This is a genomic window from Hymenobacter sp. APR13 (assembly GCF_000737515.1).
In the GTDB taxonomy this organism is placed as follows: domain Bacteria; phylum Bacteroidota; class Bacteroidia; order Cytophagales; family Hymenobacteraceae; genus Hymenobacter.
The window spans coordinates 3,338,675-3,359,510 of the sequence record NZ_CP006587.1 but is presented as its reverse complement, the minus strand read 5'-3'; the positions used below and the strand labels follow the sequence as shown (position 1 = coordinate 3,359,510).

The following is a 20,836-nucleotide window of genomic DNA, read 5'->3' as shown; positions in this document are numbered from 1 at the left end:
ACCACGGGCGGCGTGGCCGGGAAGAAGCCCTTGGCAGACTGCCAGCCGGCTTTTTCCTGTTCGCCAGTTTCTGCATATTGCCGGGCGGGCGCACCAAAAACCCCTCTATCTTTGTCCGATGAATGACGGGCTCGTCCTGATACCAACCTACAATGAGCGGGAAAATGCGGAGCTGATTCTTCGCAAGGTCTTTTCGCTGCCCAAAGAGTTCGACGTGCTCATTATCGACGATGGCTCGCCGGACGGCACCGCGGCCATTGTGCGGGGCCTGATGGCGGAGTTTCCGAACCGGTTGTTTCTGGAAGAGCGCAGTGGCAAGCTGGGGCTGGGTACGGCCTACATCCACGGCTTCCGGTGGGCCCTGGCGCGCGGCTATCAGTACGTGTTTGAGATGGATGCCGACTTCTCCCACAACCCCGACGACCTGGTGCGCCTCTACGACGCCTGCGCCCACGACGGCTACGACCTGGCCATCGGCTCGCGCTACATCCAGGGCGTGAACGTGGTCAACTGGCCCATGGACCGGGTGCTGATGTCGTACTTCGCCTCGGCCTACGTGCGCTTCATCACGGGCATGCCCATCCGCGACGCCACGGCGGGCTTCAAGTGCTACACAGCCCGCGTGCTGCGCACCATCGAGCTGGACCGGATCCGGTTTGTGGGCTACGCCTTCCAGATTGAGATGAAGTGGCTGGCCTACAAATATGGCTTCCGCATCAAGGAGGTGCCGATTATCTTCACCGACCGCACCCGGGGCTCGTCCAAGATGAGCAAGGGCATTGTGCAGGAAGCTTTCCTGGGCGTCATCAAGATGAAGGTAGACAGCTGGTTCCGGCGCTTTGTCCCGGCGCAGCCGCGCGCCGCCGTTTCGACGGGCAGCGCAACCCCGGCGCGGGAAACCCGGTAAGCGTAGCTGCAGCCGGCCCGCTGCGGCGTTTGGTTTTCCGGGCCATTAGCGGCGCTACCAATGGAAATTACTCCCTGGTTCTGGGTGGGCTTCAATGCCTTCGTGCTGGCCATGCTGCTGCTCGATCTGCTGGTGTTCAACCGCCGGGCCCACGTGGTGCGTATGCGCGAAGCCCTGGGCTGGAGCGCCTTCTGGATTGCGCTGTCGCTCACGTTCAACTACCTGGTCTACCACTTCCTGGGGCGCACGGCCGCCCTGGAGTTCCTGACGGGCTACCTGATTGAGAAGTCGCTGAGCGTGGATAACCTGTTCGTATTCCTGCTCATCTTCAGCTACTTCAAGGTTCCGCCGCAGTACCAGCACAAGATTCTGTTCTGGGGGATTCTGGGGGCGCTGGTGCTGCGGGCGGCCTTCATTCTGGTGGGCGCGGCGCTGCTGGCCAAGTTCCATTTCCTGCTTTATGTGCTGGGTGCCTTCCTGGTGTATACCGGCGTGAAGATGGCCACCAACGCCGGCGAGCCCGAAATAGACCCCGACAGCAACCCGGTGGTACGCTTCCTGAGCCGCCACCTGCCCATCACCCACCGCCTCCACGACGACCGGTTTCTGGTCCGGCAGGATGGCCGGCTGTATGCCACGCCGCTGCTCGTGGTGCTGGTGATGGTGGAAACCACCGACGTAGTATTTGCCGCCGACTCCATCCCCGCCATCCTGGCCGTCTCGCGCGACACGTTCATCGTGTACACCAGCAACGTGTTTGCGCTGCTGGGGCTGCGGGCGCTGTACTTCGCCCTGGAAGGCCTCATGCGGCTGTTTCACTACCTGCAGTACGGCCTCTCCCTGATTCTCGTCTTCATCGGCGCCAAGCTGCTGCTCTCCGAAGTCTACCACATTCCCATGGGCATTTCGCTGGGCGTGGTGGGCGGCATCCTGCTGCTGTCGGTGGTAGCCTCCGTGCTATGGCCCAAGCCACAGGAAGATCCAGTCTGATACTGTCATTTTCCGCCATACAAAAAGGCCGCCGTGCAGTGTGCACGGCGGCCTTTAAGTTGCGAAAAAGTAGTTACGGCTTAGGAACCGGGGTGCCTTCGGCGGGTGCGGGCACGGTGGTGTTCACGCCTTCATCGGGGGCGGCGTTACCGCCGAGCAGGTCGATGAGGTTGAGCGGCTCAAACTGGGTGGAATCCGAAGGCTGGGTGGCGCGCACGGTGTCGCGCACGGCCCGGAAGATGGAGCCATGGGCCCGGCCGGGGAAGCTCAGGCTGTAGCTGAGCGTGTTGCGGGCGCCGTCCGAAATCAGGCCCTTCTGTAGCATCAGGTCGGCGATGAGGCGGTGGAAGTAGCGTGCCGCGCTGCGCATCTCGCCGTACTGGTTGAACGACATCTGGTAGCGCCGCGGCCGCGGGATGATGCTGGCCATGTACAGGCTCTCCGACAGGTTCAGCTCGCTTGGCTCTTTGGCATAGTAGAACTCCGCGGCCTCCTTCACGCCGTAGATCTTCGGGCCCCACTCGATGATGTTGAGGTAGACTTCAAACATGCGTTCCTTCGAAACGAGGCGCGTGTTTTCAATCAGCCACACAATCAGAGCTTCCTCAATCTTGCGGGTCACAGTCTTCTGCCGGGTCAGGAACACGTTTTTCACCAGCTGCATGGAAATGGTGCTGCCGCCGCGGGCGAAGCGCTTTTCCTTGATGTTCTGGATGGCCGACTTCACAAACGCCTTTTCCATGAAGCCCTTGTGCGACAGAAAGCGCGGGTCTTCGGCCGTCATGATGGCCGCCTTCAGGTAGTCCGACACTGCGTCGTAGGGCACGAAGTCCGGGTTAACGGGGCCCACTTTGAAGGTCTTGATGGAGTCGCCCTTATCGTTGTAGGCGGTGTAGCGGAACGCTTGGTTGAGCTGGTTGAGGTCTTCGCGGCCCATGCGCGTGATGCGGAAATCCTTGGGCGTGAGGCTGGAGCTGAACTCCAGGCTGTCCACCTGGTTCATGTCCAAGTCGAGGTGCATGCGGTACTGCAGCGTGCCGCTGCCTTGCATGCCTTCCAGGGTGTTGAACATGCCCTCGGGCAGCGCCGCGAAGAACGTGTTGGCCGCCGTTTCGGCCGACTCGATATCGGCCTGCACCTGCAAACCCGCCAGCATTTCGCGGCGGTTGCGCACCCCGTTGATCATCTTGCCTACCACGCGCTGGTTGAGCGGCAGCTTGCGCACGCTCAGTGTGGGGTAGAACTCCATGCGGTTGAGCGTAACCTTGGTGCCCTTTTCCAGCGCCGCGTAGGCCTGGCCCAGCGTGGCCACAAAGTCGATGCCGCCGCGCGGGAAACGCACGTCGCGGTCGGAGAGCTTAGGATGGTTCACGATGAAGTTGGCCGCCGAAGCCGTGCCACGGACGGTCAACTGGTCGTCGTCAAGCTCCTTTTCGGTGAGGCTGAAGCGTAGCGTGTCGAACTGCACGCGGGCCCCATAGCGGCGCTGCACGTAGGGCAGCGTCACGGGCCGGCGCTCCAGGCCAAACACCTCCGCCTGCAGGGCATAGTCGCCGGGCTCGATGTGGCCCTGCACGCCCACCCGGTTTTCCACCGAGTCGATGACGGCCGTCAGCTGGCCCTGAATGTCGCCATCTTCAATGGAGAGGCGCGGCATCACCACGCGGGCGCGGTGGCGGGGGCTGTCGTAGGTCACCAGGAAGTTTTGGAAATCAGCTTCGCCGGGCATGTTGTCGAAGCCGGCTTCCAGTAGCTGGTTGGCCAGCAACCCATAGTTTACGCCCTGCGTGGTATCGCGCGGCACTTCGGGCTGGGCGCCTTTTTTGCGGTACAGAAACGAGTAGTTGTCCTGGCCGGAGCGGGTTTTGCGGGCCGTGAAGCGAGCGTCGCTGATTTCGAGGTTGCTGAACACCGGGCGGCCCGCAAACAGGCTGCGCACGCTCAATGACACCGTGAGCAGGCGCGCCTGCAGCAGTGTATCGGTGGGCGCGGCCTCGGGCACCAGGCTCATGCCGGCAATCTGCACCGTGTTGAGGTCGGTGAAGCGGGCCGGGCCCAGCGCGAGCGTAACGGGGTATTTCCGCTCTACTTTGGCCGTGGCCTGCCGGATGGCATAGTCCAGCAGCTGCTGGCGCTTGAGCAGGAATACGGTGAGGCCGAGGGCCAGCAGGGCCACCACAATGCCCAGGCCGATGGCAATCTTTTTCTTAGTTGCTGGAGTCACGCGAGCGAGTCGAGAGGAAGGATAATCGCGGGCGGGGCGTGCCAGATTCGTGCCGAACCCGCCACCGATCATAGTACAAAGGTAGGGAAAAAGGGGCGCGCCCGTTTCCGGCCCGCGGGGGCTTCGCTACCTTTGGCCCATTCTGGCCAACCCTCTCTACGCATGAACGCTGCTGCCGACTACGCCACGCTTACTCCGCTCACCGCTGTTTCGCCCCTGGATGGCCGCTACCGGCGCACCACCGCGCCCTTGGCCCCGTATTTCTCCGAGCTGGCCCTAATCCGCTACCGGGTGCTGGTGGAGGTGGAATACTTCATTGCCCTGTGCGAGCTGCCGCTGCCGCAGCTGCAGCCCATAGATGCCGCCCTGTTCCCGGAGCTGCGCGCCCTCTACACCAGCTTCTCGCTGGCCGACGCCGACGCGGTAAAGTCCTATGAGCAGACCACCAACCACGACGTAAAGGCGGTAGAATACTTCCTGCGCGACAAGTTCACGGCCCTCGGGCTGGAGGCGTATCTGGAGTTCATTCACTTCGGTCTGACCTCGCAGGACATCAACAACACGGCCATTCCGCTGAGCTTGCAGCACGGCCTCATCAACACGCTGCTGCCGGCCTACGCGCAGGTGCGCAACGCCCTGGCCGCCCGCGCCACCGAGTGGGACGCCGTGCCGATGCTGGCCCGCACCCACGGCCAGCCGGCTTCGCCCACGCGCCTGGGCAAGGAAGTGCAGGTGTTTGTGGCCCGGCTGGATGCCCAGGTGGCGCTGCTGGGCCAGGTGCCGTTCGGGGCCAAATTCGGCGGCGCCACCGGCAACTTCAACGCCCACCACGTGGCTTATCCGCAGGTCGACTGGCACCAGTTCGGTGACGTGTTCGTGAACAACCGGCTGGGGCTGCACCGCTCTTTCCCCACCACCCAGATTGAGCACTACGACCACCTGGCAGCCCTCTGCGACGCCCTCAAGCGCCTCAACACCATCCTCATCGACCTGGCCCGCGACGTGTGGCAGTACATTTCGTTGGGCTATTTCCGCCAGACCATCAAGGCCGGCGAAGTGGGCTCGTCGGCCATGCCGCACAAAGTGAATCCCATCGACTTCGAAAACGCCGAAGGCAACCTGGGCCTCGCCAACGCCATGCTGGAGCACCTGGCGGCCAAGCTGCCCATCAGCCGCCTGCAGCGCGACCTGACCGACTCCACGGTGCTGCGCAACCTGGGCGTGCCGCTGGGCCACACGCTCATCGCCCTTACGGCGCTGCAGCGCGGCCTCGGCAAGCTGGCCCTCGACGAAGCCGCCCTGGCCCGCGACCTGGACGCCAGCTGGCCCGTGGTGGCCGAGGCCATCCAGACCATCCTGCGTCGCGAAGCATACCCCGACCCTTACAACGCCCTCAAGGCCCTCACCCGCACCCACGGCCCCATCACCGAAACCACCATCCGCGAGTTCATCGAAACGCTGGACGTGAGCGAAGAAGTGAAGGCCGAGCTGCGCGGAATTTCGCCGCACAACTACGTCGGCATCTAGCTTTTTGTCATCCTGAGCGGAGCGAAGGACCTTATCACGCCCAAACGACACGTTTGGTAACTATTTAGGCGTGATAAGAACCTTTGCGTCACTCAGGAGAACAGTTTTACCCGTTTCTCCGCCCCTACCATGTCCGACCTGAACGGCATCACCGTCCATGCTGACTGCCGCCACTTTCGCGGTGATATTCCCTGCCGCCCCAACAAGGCGCACGGCTACGTGTGCCAGGATTGCCCGTCGTATGCGCCGGTGCAGCAGCGCGTCCTGCTTATTAAGCTGGGTGCCATCGGCGACGTTATCCGCACGACGCCGCTGCTGCGGCGGCTGCGGCAGGAGTATCCGGGCTGCTACATCACCTGGCTGACGCTCACGCCCGCCATTCTACCTCAGCAGGAGGTCGACGAGATTCTGAAGTTCGATTTTGCCAGCGCCCTGCAGCTGATGGCGCGGCGCTTCGACATAGCCATCAACCTCGACAAGGAAAAGGAAGCCTGCGCGCTGCTGCTGAAAGTGGAGGCTGGCCGCAAGTTCGGCTACACCCTGCGCGAAACCGACGGCGTGCCGTGGCCCCACAACGAGCAGGCCAACCACAAGTTCCTGACCGGCGTGTTCGACCAGCTCAGCCTGCAGAACCAGAAGCCCTACGTGCAGGAGATATTCGAGCTGTGCGGCTTCGATTTCCGGGGTGAAGAGTATGTCTTCGACACCCACGACGACAAAGGCTACAACTGGAGCGCGCTGCCCACCGGCCGCCCCCGCATCGGCCTCAACACCGGCTGCGGCGACCGGTGGACCACCCGCCTGTGGTCAGACGAGAAATGGGTGGCCCTGATTACGCAGCTGCAGCAAGCCGGCTACGTGCCCGTGCTGCTGGGCGGCGAGGCCGAAGACGCCCGCAACCGCCGTCTCCACGCCGATACCGGCGCGGCCTACCTCGGCACGTTCCCGCTGCCGCAGTTCATCAACCTGCTGCACCAGATGGACGGCATCGTGACGCAGGTGACCATGGCCATGCACATCAGCATTGCGCTGCGCAAGCCCACTATCCTGATGAACAACATCTTCAACCCCTACGAATTCGACCTCTACGGCCGCGGCCAGCTGGTGCAGCCCGACAAGCAGTGCGTGTGCTTCTACCGCGGCTCCTGCCAGCTCGGCACCAGCTGCATGGAAGATCTGCCGGCCGAAAAGGTGCTGGCCGCGGTGCAGGCCAGCGTGCCAGTGTAGCGCGAAAGTCCGTTTTGCGGCCGAAACGCCCGTACGGCCGGGCTACTGGTGAGTGGCAGACGGATCTTGCCGCACAGCCGCCACGCGGGCTTGGAATTCGTCGGCGGGCACATGCTGCAGCAGGGCGTGCAGGGCAGGCAGCGGCAGCTCGGTGGCGTGCGTGAAGTTTATGCAGCTCTTGCCCATCTTCAGCTTCGGGGCCGCCGCTTTCAGCGCCGCGCCCAGCTCCGGGAAATAGTAGAGGGCCTGCACGTACAGGCTCAGGTAGTTTTTCTTGCTGGCCAGCGCCACGGCCATATCCTTGCCGGCCACAAACTGCAGCATCCCGGGGGTTGTCAGCTCAGCATAGCCCGCGGGCATGGCCTGCCGCACCGCCTCCCAAACGGTTTCCACGGTTGCGCGCCGCTCAGCAGGAACGGCGGCCAGAAAGTCAGTAAGTGAACCAACAGATGCAGCAGCCATAGCAGTAGGGGTTTACCGCAATAATGTACGGCAAATTTTCGGCAGCGCGCGGAGCCAACGGCTTCGAGTTACTGCGCCACTTCCTTCAGCGCTTTCACCATCTCGCTCCACGAAAACTCCTTTTTCTTGGCCCACACGCCGGCCGTGAATTCCTGCTCACGCTGGTGCTCGTAGAAATCCACCAGCGCATCGGCAATGGCGCGGGGCGTGGGTGGCACCACGTAGCCCACTTCACCGTCCGGAATCAGCTCGGCCAGGCCGCCGACGTCGGTTACCAGCATGGGCCGCTCAAAGTGGTAGGCAATCTGCGAAACGCCGCTCTGGGTGGCGTTTTTGTAGGGCTGCACAATAAGGTCGGCGGCGCAGAAATAGTCCACCACCTTTTCGTTCGGGATGAAATCGGTGGCGCGGACGAGGCGGCTTTCCAGGTTGTGCTGCCGGATCAGGGCCTCGTAGGGCGCGGCTTCTTCGTAGTATTCGCCGGCGACGATGAGCTTGAGGGGCAGCTTTGCCAGCCGTGCGTCGGCAAAGGCCTCCAGCAGAATATCCAGCCCCTTGTAAGCCCGGATGAAGCCAAAGAACAGCAGGTAGCCGAACGCCGGATCGAGCCCCAGGGCCGCCAGCGCAGCGGGCTTGGCCTTGAGCGGGCCGAAGTTGTCGTAAAGCGGGTGCGGGCGGTAGAGGGCAGGCTGCCGGAAGCCCAGGCGGCGCAAATCGGCCAGTACCGAGCGGCTCATGGTCACGAAGCCGTGGCAGGCTGAGAGGAAGTAGCGCGTAAGCGGCCGGTCGCCGGGGCGCTTCTCGTGCGGAATGACGTTGTCGGTGATGGCCACCACGCGGGTGTGGCGGTTGCGGGCAATAAGGCGGGCCACCGTGCCCAGCGCCGGCCCCATAAAGGGCAGCCAGAACCGGAAAATCACCAGATCGGGCCGTTCGCGGCGCAGCTTCTCCCCCACTTTCCACCACGAAAGCGGGTTCACCGAGTTCAGGCTGACTTCAATGTCCAGGTCGGCGGGGCCGGGCTCGGTGCTGAACTGGGTCTGGCCGGGAAACAGGAAATCGGGGTACTGCAGCGAAAACGTCACGAGCCGCACCTCGTCGCCAGCCTCGCGGAAGGCCCGCGCCAGCCGCTCGTTGTAGGTAGCCAGCCCGCCCCGCAGCGGATACGCCGGCCCAATGATAACGACTTTCATAGGATAGTTAGGCAAAAAAGCACGTCATGCAGAGGCGCAGCCGAAGCATCTCGCGTGCTGATGCAGGAGTACTAGTCCAACGTCAGCACGCGAGATACTTCGGCTGCGCCTCCGCATGACGGTCAGGTTGTCAATTCAGATTCACCTTATCCCGCACCAGATAATCGTTGCGGTTGGGCCCGTTCAGCTGAATCAGCTCGGCCAGGAAACCCGTCAGGAACAGCATGGCCCCGATGGTGACGGCCGTGAGGGCCAGGAAAAACAGCGGCTGTTCCGTGACGTTGCGGGCTCCCAGATTATGCCACGACAGGTACACCTTCTCGCCCACCAGCCACAGCGTAATCAACATCCCGAGCACAAACGACAGCGTGCCCATCGTGCCGAAAAAGTGCATGGGCCGCCGCCGGAACCGACTCACGAACGTGATGCTCAGCAAGTCGAGGAAGCCGTACACGAACCGCTCCAGCCCGAACTTGGTGGTGCCGTATTTGCGCTCCTGGTGCTGCACCACCTTCTCGCCAATCTTTCGGAAGCCCGCCCATTTGGCAATTACGGGGATGTAGCGGTGCATTTCGCCGTACACCTCAATGCTGCGCACCACGCGGTGGTCGTAGGCCTTGAGGCCGCAGTTGAAGTCGTGGAGCTGAATGCCCGAAATCCAGCGCGTAACGCCGTTGAACAGCTTGGTCGGAATGGTTTTCGAGAGCGGGTCGAAGCGCTTGCGTTTCCAGCCGCTCACCAGCTCGAAGCCGTCTTGCGCAATCATGCGGTACAGGTCGGGCAGCTCCTCCGGCGAGTCCTGCAGGTCGGCATCCATGGTGCAGATGACGCGGCCGGTCGTTTCCTTGAAGCCCACGTTCAGCGCCGCCGACTTGCCGTAGTTGCGGTTGAAGCGGATGCCGCGCAGGTGAGTGTCGGTTTCGGCCAGCTCCTCGATTACGTCCCAGGAGTTGTCCGTCGAGCCGTCGTCTACCAGAATCACCTCGTAGGTGAGCCCGTGCTGGGCCAACACGCGGTTGATCCAGCGGGTCAGCTCCGGCAGCGACTCGGCCTCGTTGAGCAAAGGAATAACGATGGACAACTCCACCGGAAACGAATGCGAAGTGCGCTTACTCAAACTCGGGAAGTTTATGCTTGGTAAAAGCGGAAATAATCAGCCCCAGCACTGCCCCGCCAATGGTGCCGCCCAGCACTACTTTCCCAATGCCCAGAACAGAGCCCAGCTTTTCCTGCGAAATATCGGCCAGGGATTTTTCCAGCTGTTCTTCCGGCACGTTCATACTGCTCATCCAGGCTTCCATATCCGCCCGCATGGCCGTTACGTAGTCCGGATCGATGAAATTGATGTACACGTAGTTGAACGTACCCGTCAGGATAGCACTGATTGCGCCCAGCACGATGGAAATCATCACGCCCTGCCCAAACGTCATCAGGCCGCCGTTCTGACTCTTGAAGTAGCGGTGGGCCAGAATAATGCCCACCACCCACACCAGAATGGATACGGGCATAGCCACCGAAAACTTAAACGCAAGTTCCGTGACTTTCAGGCCGAAGTCTACGATGATGCCGATGACGCCAAACAGCAAGCCGTAGCGAATGCCAACAGATACCGGCGTTTCGGTGGTGGTAGCGGTGTTTTCCATAGCAGAAAGAGGTAGGGAGGTGGAAAGAAGGGAAAGCAGGCCGCAATATTCTATTTCCGCAGGAATATCCCGCCCGGTATACTCAAAAACACGCCCCATAGCAGCTTCTTCAGAAACTCGTCCTGCGCGAAACCGGCCGGCGTATGCGCCAGGCCCTGAAGCGTGGCCTCGAACTGCTGGCGGCCATTCGGGTTTTCCAGGTATATGCGCCGGGCGTTTTCCAGCAGCTGCCGGGCTTCCGCCAGATGCTGATGCATAAGGCTAGGGTCGGCCAGCTGTGCATACACGTACAGGCCGGTAGCGGCTATTAAGGCAGTCAGCAGCGTCGTCAGCAACCCGACGCCCACCGCCTTGCCCAGCCCCGGCCCCTGCGGGTAGAAGCGGCGCAGAATAATCTGGCCGCCAATAGCCGCTACGGGAGTGAAGAAGTCAGAAAGCGTACGTTTGAGCCCGTAGGCGTTGTTGTGGGTGAAGTGCAGGAACAGCACCCAACTGATGCAAAGCAGGCCGGCGGCTGTGCCCCACAGCAACGCTGTGCGCAAAACCGGATTGGCGTGTGAAGGCGTATTTTCCAAGAGTAGTACAGATGAGAGCGGAAAGATACGATACCGCCCCCAACCTAAGCCGCCACCCGCACATCAGCGGGCACCACGGGGCGGCCCATAAAGCGCAGCAGCAGCACTTCCGCCAGCAAACAGGCCAATGCGGCCCACAGGCAATACTGCCACAAAGGCGTCCCGACCCGCTCCGCCTTGTAACGCGCCGCCACCGACATTCCCTGACCGGTTTCATACACCTGCACATTGGGCCGGTTAGGCCCCACCAGCTGCCGCAGCTCAGCCGCTGTATAGGCCGCCAACTCCGACTCCCGCTTGTCGTTGTTGAACGCCAGCTGCGCTATCGTCTGGCCGTTGCGCGTGAGCCGGTAAAAGCCGGGCTGCTGCATGCCTGCTGGCACTTCCATCCGCACCGTGCCCTCCTGCACCCGCTGGGCCGGAATAAACGTCAGGCTGTCATTCACAAGCTTATAGACTTGCTCGCCCTGTTGTGCGCCATCAGTGCCCACAGCCACCGTCACGTTTCCCTGGTTAAGCCGATACGCCAAGGCCTGCTCACTCCGAAAGCTCTGCATAGCCAGCCGGTACATCACCGGCACAAACAGAGCATGCTGCAGAAAATCCGTCGCACTCTGCTCAAACGGGGTCGAAAATAAATACACCGTCCCCTTGCCGCTGCTGAACGCAGAGAGAAACCCATCCCCATCCTGCGTGCGCAGAATATCAGTACCCGAACGGGACCAGCGCAACACAGGCGCAACTTTCGGCATCACCGGCGGCCTGCTCTGCGCGCCAAATACCTCCCGAAAGAACGGATTGCGCCGGTCGGGCACAGCAACTTCACGCAACGCCGCTTTGGCTGTTTCCCACTGCACCGGTCCTATGCCCAATTCCCGAAACAACTGGTCATAGGTAGCCCGCCCGGCCAGATCGGCTGGGGGCACCACTACCACTGAGCCGCCGCGCTGCACCACCCGCCGGATATTCTCGCGCAAAGCGGCCTCAATGCGGCCGACACCCTGCACAAGCAGCAGGTTGGCTTTCTCCAGTTGCTCGTAATTGAGCTGAGCAGAGGTGGCCTGGCTGTACGCAAACATCGGCTCATTGCCATACACGCGTTGCAATGCCTGCCCCTCTCCCGCCTTCACTTCCAGCACGCGTATGGTAGGCGAGGCCTGCAAAGCGAAGTAATAGGTGTTATCAAACACCACCGGAAAATCGTCCAACTCTACCCGACACTGTTGCACCTGGCCGGAATCCAGACGCACTCGGGCAGTCATGGTAACAGGAGCTTGAACGGGTACCGTGGCGTTAAAAGTCGTAGCCTGCCGGTTGCCAACGAATAGCCGTACCTGGCAATTTTCCACTGCTTCCGTTCCGCCATTGCGCAGCCGGATGTGCAGCACCATGTCGGCATTACGCCGCACAAAGGCGTCTTCCAGCCACAAGCTGTCCACGAAAACATTCCGCGTGCTACTGCCACCTACTGGCACCAAGGTTACCTGCACAGCTGAATCTACGTCGGCTAGACTAAGCGCGGAAAATCCTGACTTCTGAAAGTCCGAAAAGACAAACAGTTGCTTCGCACTGCTACCCGGCTGCTTTACCACGCGCTGCAGCGCACCCTTTACTCCTGTAGCCCTGCCCGAAACGCTTAGTTGATCTAGAGCCACACGATAGGCAGTCGGCGTTAGCCGAGCATTTTGGTTCTGATTGAGCGCAAAGCGGGCATTAGCCGGAAAGGCCGTCGGCAATTCCCGCGCCTGATCAACTGCCTTATCAAATCTGGACACGCTACCAGCTTCCGCATCAGCCTGCATACTTGGAGAAGTATCCAGTAACACCGTCGGAGCAGACTGCTTGGAATCCAGCGCCTCCACCCGGGCCGGGATGAACGGCTGCGCAAACATCAGCACCAAAAAAGCCACGAAGCCAATTCGTACCATCAGCACCAGCAAGTACTTGATTTTGCGCTGCCGAGCCGTCACAATCCGGACCTCACGAATGAAGCCCAGATTCGTAAACAACACGCGTGTGGGCCGCCTCAACTCAAACAGGTGAATAAGCACCGGTATGGCGATACACAGCAAGCCCAGTAAAAACCAGGGATAAGTAAAATTCATTGGTTGCCAGAGTTTCCTAAAGATAGACCCAGAATAACTTTAGCAAGCTGCACTACGGTTCCTTACCTCACGATAAACCTACGATATAGGCATCTGGCACCTCCTTTGGCATGTTACATCTATGCTGGGCAACGCTTATAAACGCCGTTGCCCCCGCGCCAGGCCCCGGGAGGGGGCGGCACGGGGGCAACGGGCAATGCAGTAAGGTTGGCGGCGACCGACTCTCCCACCGATGAAGGCAGTACCATAGGCGCTCCGGGGCTTAACGACTCTGTTCGGAATGGGAAGAGGTGAACACCCGGGCTAAAGCCACCATTACTGGGGCGGCAGCTCTGTGTTCAAGGCGAGCTGCCAACAAAACCGTTGACGTAAGGACAAAAGAGAAAACTAAAGAAGCAAATTCCGAGCATTGTCAAGCAAAGCGTTCGAGTCCTTAGTACGGCTCGGCTGTGGCATTTCGGCCTCTACACCTACCGCCTATCTACGTCGTGGTCTACGACGACTCTTCCTATATAGGAGATCTCATCTTCAGGTGAGTTTCGCACTTAGATGCTTTCAGCGCTTATCTCATCCCAGCGTCGCTACCCGGCGCTGCAACTGGCGTCACAACCGGTGCACGAGCGGCTGGTCCAACTCGGTCCTCTCGTACTAAAGTCAGGTCCTGTCAAATCTCCAACGCCCACCACAGATAGGGACCGAACTGTCTCACGACGTTCTGAACCCAGCTCGCGTGCCACTTTAATCGGCGAACAGCCGAACCCTTGGGACCTTCTCCAGCCCCAGGACGTGACGAGCCGACATCGAGGTGCCAAACCTCCCCGTCGATATGAGCTCTTGGGGGAGATCAGCCTGTTATCCCCGGCGTACCTTTTATCCTTTGAGCGATGGCCCTTCCATGCGGAACCACCGGATCACTATATCCGTCTTTCGACCCTGCTCGGCTTGTAGGCCTCACAGTCAAGCCCGCTTCTGCTATTGCGCTCTACATCCGGTTACCAAGCGGATTGAGCGGACCTTTGAAAGCCTCCGATACTCTTTTGGAGGCGACCACCCCAGTCAAACTACCCAGCAGACACTGTCTCCGTTGCCAGATTAGGCACCAAGCAACACAAGGGTGGTATTTCAACGGCGACTCCCCAAAACCTAGCGGCCCTGGCTCAACGTCTCCCACCTATGCTACACATGTGTTACCCAGCGTCAATGTCAACCTATAGTAAAGGTGCACGGGGTCTTTCCGTCCCGTGGCGGGTACTCGGCATCTTCACCGAGACTACAATTTCACCGAGCTCACGGCTGAGACAGCGCCCAGATCGTTACACCATTCGTGCAGGTCGGAACTTACCCGACAAGGAATTTCGCTACCTTAGGACCGTTATAGTTACGGCCGCCGTTTACCGGGGCTTCGATTCAAACCTTCGCAGCTTGCGCCACTAAGTTCCCCTCTTAACCTTCCGGCACCGGGCAGGTGTCAGACCTTATACTTCCGCTTGCGCGTTCGCAAAGTCATGTGTTTTTGTTAAACAGTCGCCTGGGCCTTTTCACTGCGGCTTCTCGTCTTGCAACGAGGAAGCGACCCTTCTCCCGAAGTTACAGGTCCATTTTGCCGAGTTCCTTGGCCGTGATTCACTCGAGCGCCTCAGGATGCTCTCCTTGACTACCTGTGTCGGTTTGCGGTACGGGCTAGAATTCAGTAAACGCTTAGCAGGTTTTCTTGGCAGTCTGATTAGGTACACTATCTCCGTGGCCGAGGCCGTAGAGTACTATCATGGTTCAGCAAGAAGGGCGTACTTAACTACCCGACTTATACCTACGCACTTTAACGGGCACTTCCGTCCGCCCGCGGTACTTTCACTTCTGCGTCACTGCATCACTCCAAATCCTAGGTGCGGGAATATCAACCCGCTGTCCATCGACGTAGCCTCTCGGCGTAGCCTTAGGTCCCGACTAACCCTGCTCCGATTAGCGTTGAGCAGGAAACCTTAGTCTATCGGCGAGGGGGTTTCTCACCCCCTTTATCGTTACTCATGCCTACATTTGCTTTTCCAGCCGCTCCAGCATGCCTGACGACACACCTTCTCCGCTGCTGGAATGCTCCCCTACCACTTAGCTACTTAAAGCTAAATCCATTGCTTCGGTACCGGACTTGATGCCCGCGTATTATCGATGCCCTCTCGCTCGACCAGTGAGCTGTTACGCACTCTTTAAAGGAATGGCTGCTTCCAAGCCAACCTCCTGGCTGTCAAAGCAAGTGGACCTCCTTTGTTCAACTTAGTCCGAATTTAGGGACCTTAGCAGATGGTCTGGGTTCTTTCCCTCTCGGCCTGGGACCTTAGCACCCCAAGCCTCACTGCCGGCTATATTACGTGGCATTCGGAGTTCGTCAGGATTCGGTAGGCTATGACACCCCCTAGTCCTATCGGTAGCTCTACCTCCACGTAACTCAACGCCGACGCTGTACCTAAATACATTTCGGGGAGTACGAGCTATTTCTCAGTTTGATTGGCCTTTCACCCCTACCCTCAGGTCATCCAAATCCTTTTCAACGGAAACTGGTTCGGTCCTCCAGTTGGTGTTACCCAACCTTCAACCTGCCCAAGGGTAGATCACAAAGTTTCGCGTCTACCCCCTCTGACTCTGCGCCCTATTCAGACTCGCTTTCGCTGCGGCTCCATGTGTTCACACATTTAACCTTGCCAGAGAGGAGTAACTCGTAGGCTCATTATGCAAAAGGCACGCTATCAGGCCACGAAGACCCCCTAACTGCTTGTAAGCACACGGTTTCAGGTTCTTTTCACTCCGGTATTCCCGGTTCTTTTCACCTTTCCCTCACGGTACTAGTTCACTATCGGTCTCTCAGGAGTATGTAGCCTTGGCGGATGGTACCGCCGGATTCAGACGGGATTTCGCTGGTCCCGCCTTACTCAGGATTCCTCTACCGTGTAGTATCAGTTCGCTTACCGGACTCTCACCGTCTATGGTTGACTTTCCCACGTCATTCAGCTAAAATACCACAATCAGATGTTGAGGTCCTACAACCCCGGACTGGCCGTAACCAACCCGGTTTGGGCTCCTCCCCGTTCGCTCGCCACTACTTGGGGAATCATTGTTATTTTCTTTTCCTCCGGGTACTTAGATGTTTCAGTTCCCCGGGTTTGCCTCTAGCAGCTAAATGCTGTAGATCCCTACGCTTCACGTAGGGGGGTTGCCCCATTCGGACATCTGCGGATCACCTCGTATGTGCCGATCCCCGCAGCTTTTCGCAGCTTATCGCGTCCTTCATCGCCTCTGAGAGCCTAGGCATCCCCCGTGTGCCCTTACTTACTTCTCTTGTGTTCTCTACCTTGCGGTAAAGAACGGGCTCGGGTGACTAACCATCGGTTAATCACTTTCTTTCTTTGGTTTTTCTCTCTTGTTAGCCTTACGTCAAAGAACGTTTTCCCTTCCTATTGAGGGGAAAAGTAGATGCAGGACATTTCTGTACTGTATCTATATAACTTGAATGAAGGAAATGACAAACGGGATTGAACCGTGAGGACTGGCGACCGAGTGGTCAACCGAGTCGGATAGCTCCAGAAAGGAGGTGATCCAGCCGCACCTTCCGGTACGGCTACCTTGTTACGACTTAGCCCCAGTTACCTGTTCTACCCTAACTGGCTTCGTTGCGGAGCACCAGCTTCAGGTCTACCAGACTTCCATGGCTTGACGGGCGGTGTGTACAAGGCCCGGGAACGTATTCACCGCGTCATTGCTGATACGCGATTACTAGTGATTCCAGCTTCACGAAGTCGAGTTGCAGACTTCGATCCGAACTGAGAACGGCTTTGTGAGATTGGCATCCTGTCACCAGGTAGCGACCCTCTGTACCGTCCATTGTAGCACGTGTGTAGCCCTAGGCGTAAGGGCCATGATGACCTGACGTCGTCCCCGCCTTCCTCACTGCTTGCGCAGGCAGTCCATCTAGAGTCCCCAGCTTAACCTGATGGCAACTAAATGTAGGGGTTGCGCTCGTTGCGGGACTTAACCCAACACCTCACGGCACGAGCTGACGACGGCCATGCAGCACCTTGCTTTGTGTCCCGAAGGAAAGGTCCATCTCTGAACCGGTCACGCGCATTCTAGCCTAGGTAAGGTTCCTCGCGTATCATCGAATTAAACCACATGCTCCACCACTTGTGCGGGCCCCCGTCAATTCCTTTGAGTTTCACTCTTGCGAGCGTACTCCCCAGGTGGGATACTTACCGCTTTCGCTAAGCCAGTGACTGTCTATCGCCACCAGCGAGTATCCATCGTTTACGGCGTGGACTACCAGGGTATCTAATCCTGTTCGCTCCCCACGCTTTCGTGCCTCAGTGTCAGTACCAGCCTAGTCAGCTGCCTACGCAATCGGGGTTCTGGAAGATATCTATGCATTTCACCGCTACATCTTCCATTCCGCCAACCTCGTCTGGACTCAAGCCCGCCAGTATCCAGGGCAGTTCCACAGTTGAGCTGTGGGCTTTCACCCCGGACTTAACGGGCCACCTACGCACCCTTTAAACCCAATAAATCCGGACAACGCTTGCACCCTCCGTATTACCGCGGCTGCTGGCACGGAGTTAGCCGGTGCTTATTCCTCAGGTACCGTCAGTTTGTGACGCATCACCTTTTTCTTCCCTGAGAAAAGCCGTTTACAACCCAGAAGGCCTTCATCCGGCACGCGGCATGGCTGGGTCAGGCTCTCGCCCATTGCCCAATATTCCCTACTGCTGCCTCCCGTAGGAGTCTGGCCCGTATCTCAGTGCCAGTGTGGGGGATCACCCTCTCAGGTCCCCTAGACATCGTCGCCTTGGTGGGCCGTTACCCCGCCAACTAGCTAATGTCACGCAACCCCATCCTGAACCAATAAATCTTTAACTAACCACTGATGCCAGTGAGAAGTGTTATGCGGTATTAATCCGCCTTTCGGCGGGCTATCCCCCAGTTCAGGGCAGGTTGGTTACGCGTTACGCACCCGTGCGCCACTAGTATATTGCTATACCCGTTCGACTTGCATGTATTAGGCCTGCCGCTAGCGTTCATCCTGAGCCAGGATCAAACTCTCCATTGTAAGAAATTCTCTACACCTATCCGAAGATAGGCTGATGTCAAGTGCTGATCCGACCCGGTATTGTTGACGTGTCTTGTCCAAACCCGTCACGCTTCTTTGCTTGTTGCGCCTGCCCTTCCGAAGAAAAGCCGGCCGCGAAGCTTACCTATTTGTCATTTCCATCCATTCAAAGAACGTGCGTCCGGCCCAATTGGCTGAACTCAGTGACTCAGCGAGTGAGTCGGTAAGCTGTCTCTCGTTTCCCCTTCCGGGTGAAGCGGGCTGCAAAGGTAAGCAGCTTTTTGCAATCGGCAAGAAAAACTTTTCGTGTTTTTCGCTGGCCTTTCTTTCTTGCTATCCCTTGCTTGTGAAGCGGGCTGCAAAGGTAAGAAGCGGTTTCTGATTTGCAAGAAAAAATTTTCGTGTTTTTCTGTGCCTTGTTTCTCAGTGGCCGCCTCCGGTTGAAGCGGGCTGCAAAGGTAAGATGCTTCTTTCGATATGTGCAAGTGCTGAAGAAATCTTTTTTCAGCACCCTGCCCGCATCCGTTTGACTTGGGGGTGCAAAGATGGTGAAAGAGTATGCATGAGACAAGGCTTGCTGTCAACTTTGGCCTTTGGAATCTTGCATCATACTGACAAACAATATTTTACATACTATCATTTTAATACAAAAGCTGCGGCCACTCAAGTATAATGAGTGGCCGCAGCTTTTGTATGGGTTCGATGGCTAGGAAAGGTGCAGTGTGCTCACTCGATCCGGCCCGACGCTGACGATGCTTACCGGCACTTCCAGATGCTCTTCGAGGAACTTCACGTAGCTTTTCAGCTCCTGTGGTAAAGAGGCTGGCTCAGTGATGGACTGCAGGTGAGTGCGCCAGCCGGGCAGGCTCTTATATATAGGAGTGAGACGCGCCAGGTCGCCGTGGTCAGGCAGATGGTCTGTCTGCTCGCCGTTGGGGAGCTGGTAGTGCGTGCATACTCGGATTTCATCGAACTCATCGAGCACATCGGCCTTCATGAGGTGGATTTCCGTGACGCCATTCAGCATGATGCTGTAGCGCAGGGCCGGCAAATCGATCCAGCCGCAGCGGCGCGGGCGTCCGGTAGTGGAGCCGAACTCGCGACCTGCCTGCCGGATCTGCTCTCCTACTTCGTCGTGCAACTCAGTGGGGAACGGGCCACTGCCCACGCGGGTGCAGTAGGCTTTGCTGATTCCGTATACCTTGTTGATGTGGCGCGGCGCGATACCGAGGCCGGTGCAAGCGCCGGCTACAATGGTGCTGGAAGAGGTAACGTAGGGATAGGTCCCGAAGTCAATGTCCAGCATGGAGCCCTGGGCACCTTCGGCCAGCACGTTTTTGCCTTGGCGCAACAGGTCGTTGAGCAGGTATTCGGTGTCGGTGAGTTGCAGAGTGCGCAGGAAGTCAACGGCGGAAAAGAAATCGGCCTCGAATTCTTCAATTTCGAGGCCGCGGCCGTGGAATTCTGCGAGGGTGGTGTGACGAGCTACGGCTTCCTGGTAGCGCTGCTGGAAATCGGGAAGCAGAATGTCGCCGACGCGAAGGCCGGTACGGCCGATTTTATCCTGATAAGTGGGGCCAATGCCCTTCAGGGTGGAGCCGATCTTGCTGCCGCCGCGGGCTTCTTCGCTGATACGGTCGAGGGCGCGGTGCGAGGGCAGGATGAGCTGCGCCTTGCGGGAAATGTAGAGATTCTGGCCCCAGTCAACGCCCCGGTCGGTGAGCTTCTGCAGCTCCTGCCGGAACACCACCGGATCGAGCACGACGCCGTTGCCGACTACATTGATGATGTGCGGGTGGAAGATACCGGAGGGCACCTGGTGCAATACGTGCTTGGTACCATCGAAAGTGAGGGTGTGGCCGGCATTGGGGCCACCCTGGAAGCGGGCTACTACGTCGTAGGTGGGGGCCAGAACATCGACAATCTTGCCTTTGCCCTCGTCACCCCACTGCAGTCCTACTAGTACATCAACGGGCATTAGTTTGCGGATTTTAACTGTTGAGCAGCCGATTGTTCATCATCGGCAATGGAGAAAATGGCGTTCAGCTTGGTCAGCGCCAGCATTTTGCGGGGGTGTTCGGCTGGGTTGATCAGCACCAGTTCGCCACCACGGCTGCGGAACTTGGTCAGCAACGATACCAGCACACCGATGCCGGTGCTGTTGATATAGCGAACATCGGAGAGGTCGATGGCGCAGTGGCGCACTTCTTCTCCGAGCTGCTGATCGACGGATTGCAGCAGCTGCTGGGTATCGGGGCTGCCGATCAGGTCGCCGGAGAGGCGCACGAAGAGGATGCCGTCCTGGACGGAGGATTCTGTTTTCATTCAGCTTGGGAACGGGCAGCGGCTTTGGCGCGGCAGTCGCCGCACACGCCGTATAGGTTTAAAGAGTGGTGCAAGATATGGAAGTTGAGTAACTCCCCGACCATGGTTTGGATGCCATGGATACGCGGATCGCAGAACTCAACCACCTTGTGACATTCGGTACAGATGACGTGGTCGTGCTGGCGGTAGCCGTAGCTTTTCTCGTACTGCGCCAGATTGCGGCCAAACTGGTGCTTACTGACCAAGCCGTGCTCTACCAGCAAATCCAGGGTGTTGTAGACGGTAGCGCGGCTGACCTGCAGGCCCTGGGTTTTCATGCCGGCGTACAGCTCCTCCACATCAAAGTGACCGGTGCGCGAGTAGATTTCCTCCAGAATGGCGTACCGCTCAGACGTTTTGCGTAATCCTTTATTTTCGAGGTAAGCAGTGAAGATCTTTTTCACTTCCTCGTACTTCTCTTTGTCGAGCATTTTAGGCGACCTATTATATAAGGAGTGAAACAAAGATACGGCAACGCCCCGGAAGCACGCCTATCCGCCTCCAGAAGCCACTGCAACACCTTTTGTTTTATA

The 20,836-nt window shown here is 58.8% G+C and carries 15 protein-coding genes and 3 rRNA genes; 5 read left to right on the top strand and 13 right to left on the bottom strand.

The features are described 5' to 3' along the window. The first annotated feature begins 118 nt into the window (after nt 1–118). Together N008_RS14015 and N008_RS14010 are read left to right on the top strand one after the other, a co-directional pair. The gene (locus N008_RS14015) at nt 119–907 is read left to right on the top strand and encodes a polyprenol monophosphomannose synthase (protein ID WP_044016841.1); all 789 of its coding nucleotides are present in this window, start codon (nt 119–121) and stop codon (nt 905–907) included. Nucleotides 908–967: 60 nt separating this feature from the next. Beyond that, nucleotides 968–1,897: a TerC family protein gene (locus N008_RS14010; RefSeq protein ID WP_044016840.1), complete on the top strand. Its 930-nt coding sequence runs from the start codon at nt 968–970 to the stop codon at nt 1,895–1,897. Between the two features lie 73 nt (nt 1,898–1,970). On the opposite strand, the gene N008_RS24280 is transcribed toward N008_RS14010, so the two are convergent. Continuing rightward, entirely contained in the window at nt 1,971–2,834 is an 864-nt protein-coding gene (locus N008_RS24280) for a biosynthetic peptidoglycan transglycosylase (RefSeq protein WP_410471203.1), read from the bottom strand. Between the two features lie 1,449 nt (nt 2,835–4,283). Here N008_RS24280 and purB point away from each other — a divergent pair. Next, nucleotides 4,284–5,648 (top strand): adenylosuccinate lyase, encoded by a 1,365-nt coding sequence (gene purB, locus N008_RS14000; protein ID WP_052381556.1) that lies wholly within the window; start codon nt 4,284–4,286, stop codon nt 5,646–5,648. A gap of 129 nt (nt 5,649–5,777) precedes the next feature. Beyond that, the gene (locus N008_RS13995; protein ID WP_044016838.1) at nt 5,778–6,875 is read left to right on the top strand and encodes a glycosyltransferase family 9 protein; all 1,098 of its coding nucleotides are present in this window, start codon (nt 5,778–5,780) and stop codon (nt 6,873–6,875) included. 42 nt (nt 6,876–6,917) lie between these two features. On the opposite strand, the gene N008_RS21715 is transcribed toward N008_RS13995, so the two are convergent. The 9 genes from N008_RS21715 to N008_RS13950 form a co-directional block, all read right to left on the bottom strand. Continuing rightward, nucleotides 6,918–7,337, bottom strand: a complete 420-nt coding sequence (locus N008_RS21715; protein WP_156109325.1) for a DUF1801 domain-containing protein — start codon at nt 7,335–7,337, stop codon at nt 6,918–6,920. Nucleotides 7,338–7,405: 68 nt separating this feature from the next. Next, nucleotides 7,406–8,530 (bottom strand): glycosyltransferase, encoded by a 1,125-nt coding sequence (locus N008_RS13985; protein ID WP_044016836.1) that lies wholly within the window; start codon nt 8,528–8,530, stop codon nt 7,406–7,408. A 130-nt stretch (nt 8,531–8,660) separates the two neighbouring features. Then, nucleotides 8,661–9,647 carry a glycosyltransferase family 2 protein gene (locus tag N008_RS13980; protein ID WP_052381554.1) on the bottom strand — a complete coding sequence of 329 codons (987 nt, stop codon included), beginning with the start codon at nt 9,645–9,647 and terminating at the stop codon, nt 8,661–8,663. Further along, entirely contained in the window at nt 9,640–10,173 is a 534-nt protein-coding gene (locus tag N008_RS13975) for a DUF4199 domain-containing protein (protein WP_044016834.1), read from the bottom strand. The genes N008_RS13980 and N008_RS13975 overlap by 8 nt, the downstream gene beginning before the upstream one ends. A 50-nt stretch (nt 10,174–10,223) precedes the next feature. Continuing rightward, nucleotides 10,224–10,748 carry a DUF4199 domain-containing protein gene (locus tag N008_RS13970; protein ID WP_197062858.1) on the bottom strand — a complete coding sequence of 175 codons (525 nt, stop codon included), beginning with the start codon at nt 10,746–10,748 and terminating at the stop codon, nt 10,224–10,226. 44 nt (nt 10,749–10,792) lie between these two features. After that, nucleotides 10,793–12,853, bottom strand: a complete 2,061-nt coding sequence (locus N008_RS13965) for a BatA domain-containing protein (RefSeq protein ID WP_044016831.1) — start codon at nt 12,851–12,853, stop codon at nt 10,793–10,795. A gap of 205 nt (nt 12,854–13,058) precedes the next feature. Then, nucleotides 13,059–13,170: ribosomal RNA gene (gene rrf / locus N008_RS13960) — 5S ribosomal RNA — on the bottom strand. A 96-nt stretch (nt 13,171–13,266) separates the two neighbouring features. Continuing rightward, nucleotides 13,267–16,181: ribosomal RNA gene (locus N008_RS13955) — 23S ribosomal RNA — on the bottom strand. A gap of 245 nt (nt 16,182–16,426) precedes the next feature. Continuing rightward, nucleotides 16,427–17,939, bottom strand: a 16S ribosomal RNA gene (locus N008_RS13950). The 16S, 23S and 5S rRNA genes sit together here, the layout of an rRNA operon. 73 nt (nt 17,940–18,012) lie before the next feature. Between N008_RS13950 and N008_RS23210 the strand changes: the two genes are divergently transcribed. Continuing rightward, a complete protein-coding gene (locus tag N008_RS23210; protein ID WP_156109324.1) occupies nt 18,013–18,321 on the top strand; it encodes a hypothetical protein in 309 nt (102 codons plus the stop codon). A gap of 324 nt (nt 18,322–18,645) precedes the next feature. Here N008_RS23210 and N008_RS13945 read toward each other — a convergent pair whose 3' ends face one another. Genes N008_RS13945 through N008_RS13935 form a run of 3 tightly spaced genes read right to left on the bottom strand, consistent with a single transcriptional unit; the run spans nt 18,646 to nt 20,734 of the window. Then, nucleotides 18,646–19,917, bottom strand: a complete 1,272-nt coding sequence (locus N008_RS13945) for an adenylosuccinate synthase (RefSeq protein ID WP_044016829.1) — start codon at nt 19,915–19,917, stop codon at nt 18,646–18,648. Next, on the bottom strand, nt 19,917–20,264 hold the full coding sequence (locus N008_RS13940) for an STAS domain-containing protein (RefSeq protein WP_044016827.1): 348 nt from the start codon (nt 20,262–20,264) through the stop codon (nt 19,917–19,919). The genes N008_RS13945 and N008_RS13940 overlap by 1 nt, the downstream gene beginning before the upstream one ends. Next, nucleotides 20,261–20,734 (bottom strand): Fur family transcriptional regulator, encoded by a 474-nt coding sequence (locus tag N008_RS13935; protein WP_044016825.1) that lies wholly within the window; start codon nt 20,732–20,734, stop codon nt 20,261–20,263. The genes N008_RS13940 and N008_RS13935 overlap by 4 nt, the downstream gene beginning before the upstream one ends. Nucleotides 20,735–20,836: the final 102 nt, after the last annotated feature.

What these genes read in the sequence shown, in the direction of transcription:
- N008_RS14015 (WP_044016841.1), top strand. Translation starts at nt 119, where the DNA reads ATGAATGACGGGCTCGTCCTGATACCAACCTACAATGAGCGGGAAAAT.
- N008_RS14010 (WP_044016840.1), top strand. Translation starts at nt 968, where the DNA reads ATGGAAATTACTCCCTGGTTCTGGGTGGGCTTCAATGCCTTCGTGCTG.
- N008_RS24280 (WP_410471203.1), bottom strand. Translation starts at nt 2,834, where the DNA reads ATGGGCCGCGAAGACCTCAACCAGCTCAACCAAGCGTTCCGCTACACC.
- purB (WP_052381556.1), top strand. Translation starts at nt 4,284, where the DNA reads ATGAACGCTGCTGCCGACTACGCCACGCTTACTCCGCTCACCGCTGTT.
- N008_RS13995 (WP_044016838.1), top strand. Translation starts at nt 5,778, where the DNA reads ATGTCCGACCTGAACGGCATCACCGTCCATGCTGACTGCCGCCACTTT.
- N008_RS21715 (WP_156109325.1), bottom strand. Translation starts at nt 7,337, where the DNA reads ATGGCTGCTGCATCTGTTGGTTCACTTACTGACTTTCTGGCCGCCGTT.
- N008_RS13985 (WP_044016836.1), bottom strand. Translation starts at nt 8,530, where the DNA reads ATGAAAGTCGTTATCATTGGGCCGGCGTATCCGCTGCGGGGCGGGCTG.
- N008_RS13975 (WP_044016834.1), bottom strand. Translation starts at nt 10,173, where the DNA reads ATGGAAAACACCGCTACCACCACCGAAACGCCGGTATCTGTTGGCATT.
- N008_RS13965 (WP_044016831.1), bottom strand. Translation starts at nt 12,853, where the DNA reads ATGAATTTTACTTATCCCTGGTTTTTACTGGGCTTGCTGTGTATCGCC.
- N008_RS13945 (WP_044016829.1), bottom strand. Translation starts at nt 19,917, where the DNA reads ATGCCCGTTGATGTACTAGTAGGACTGCAGTGGGGTGACGAGGGCAAA.
- N008_RS13940 (WP_044016827.1), bottom strand. Translation starts at nt 20,264, where the DNA reads ATGAAAACAGAATCCTCCGTCCAGGACGGCATCCTCTTCGTGCGCCTC.
- N008_RS13935 (WP_044016825.1), bottom strand. Translation starts at nt 20,734, where the DNA reads ATGCTCGACAAAGAGAAGTACGAGGAAGTGAAAAAGATCTTCACTGCT.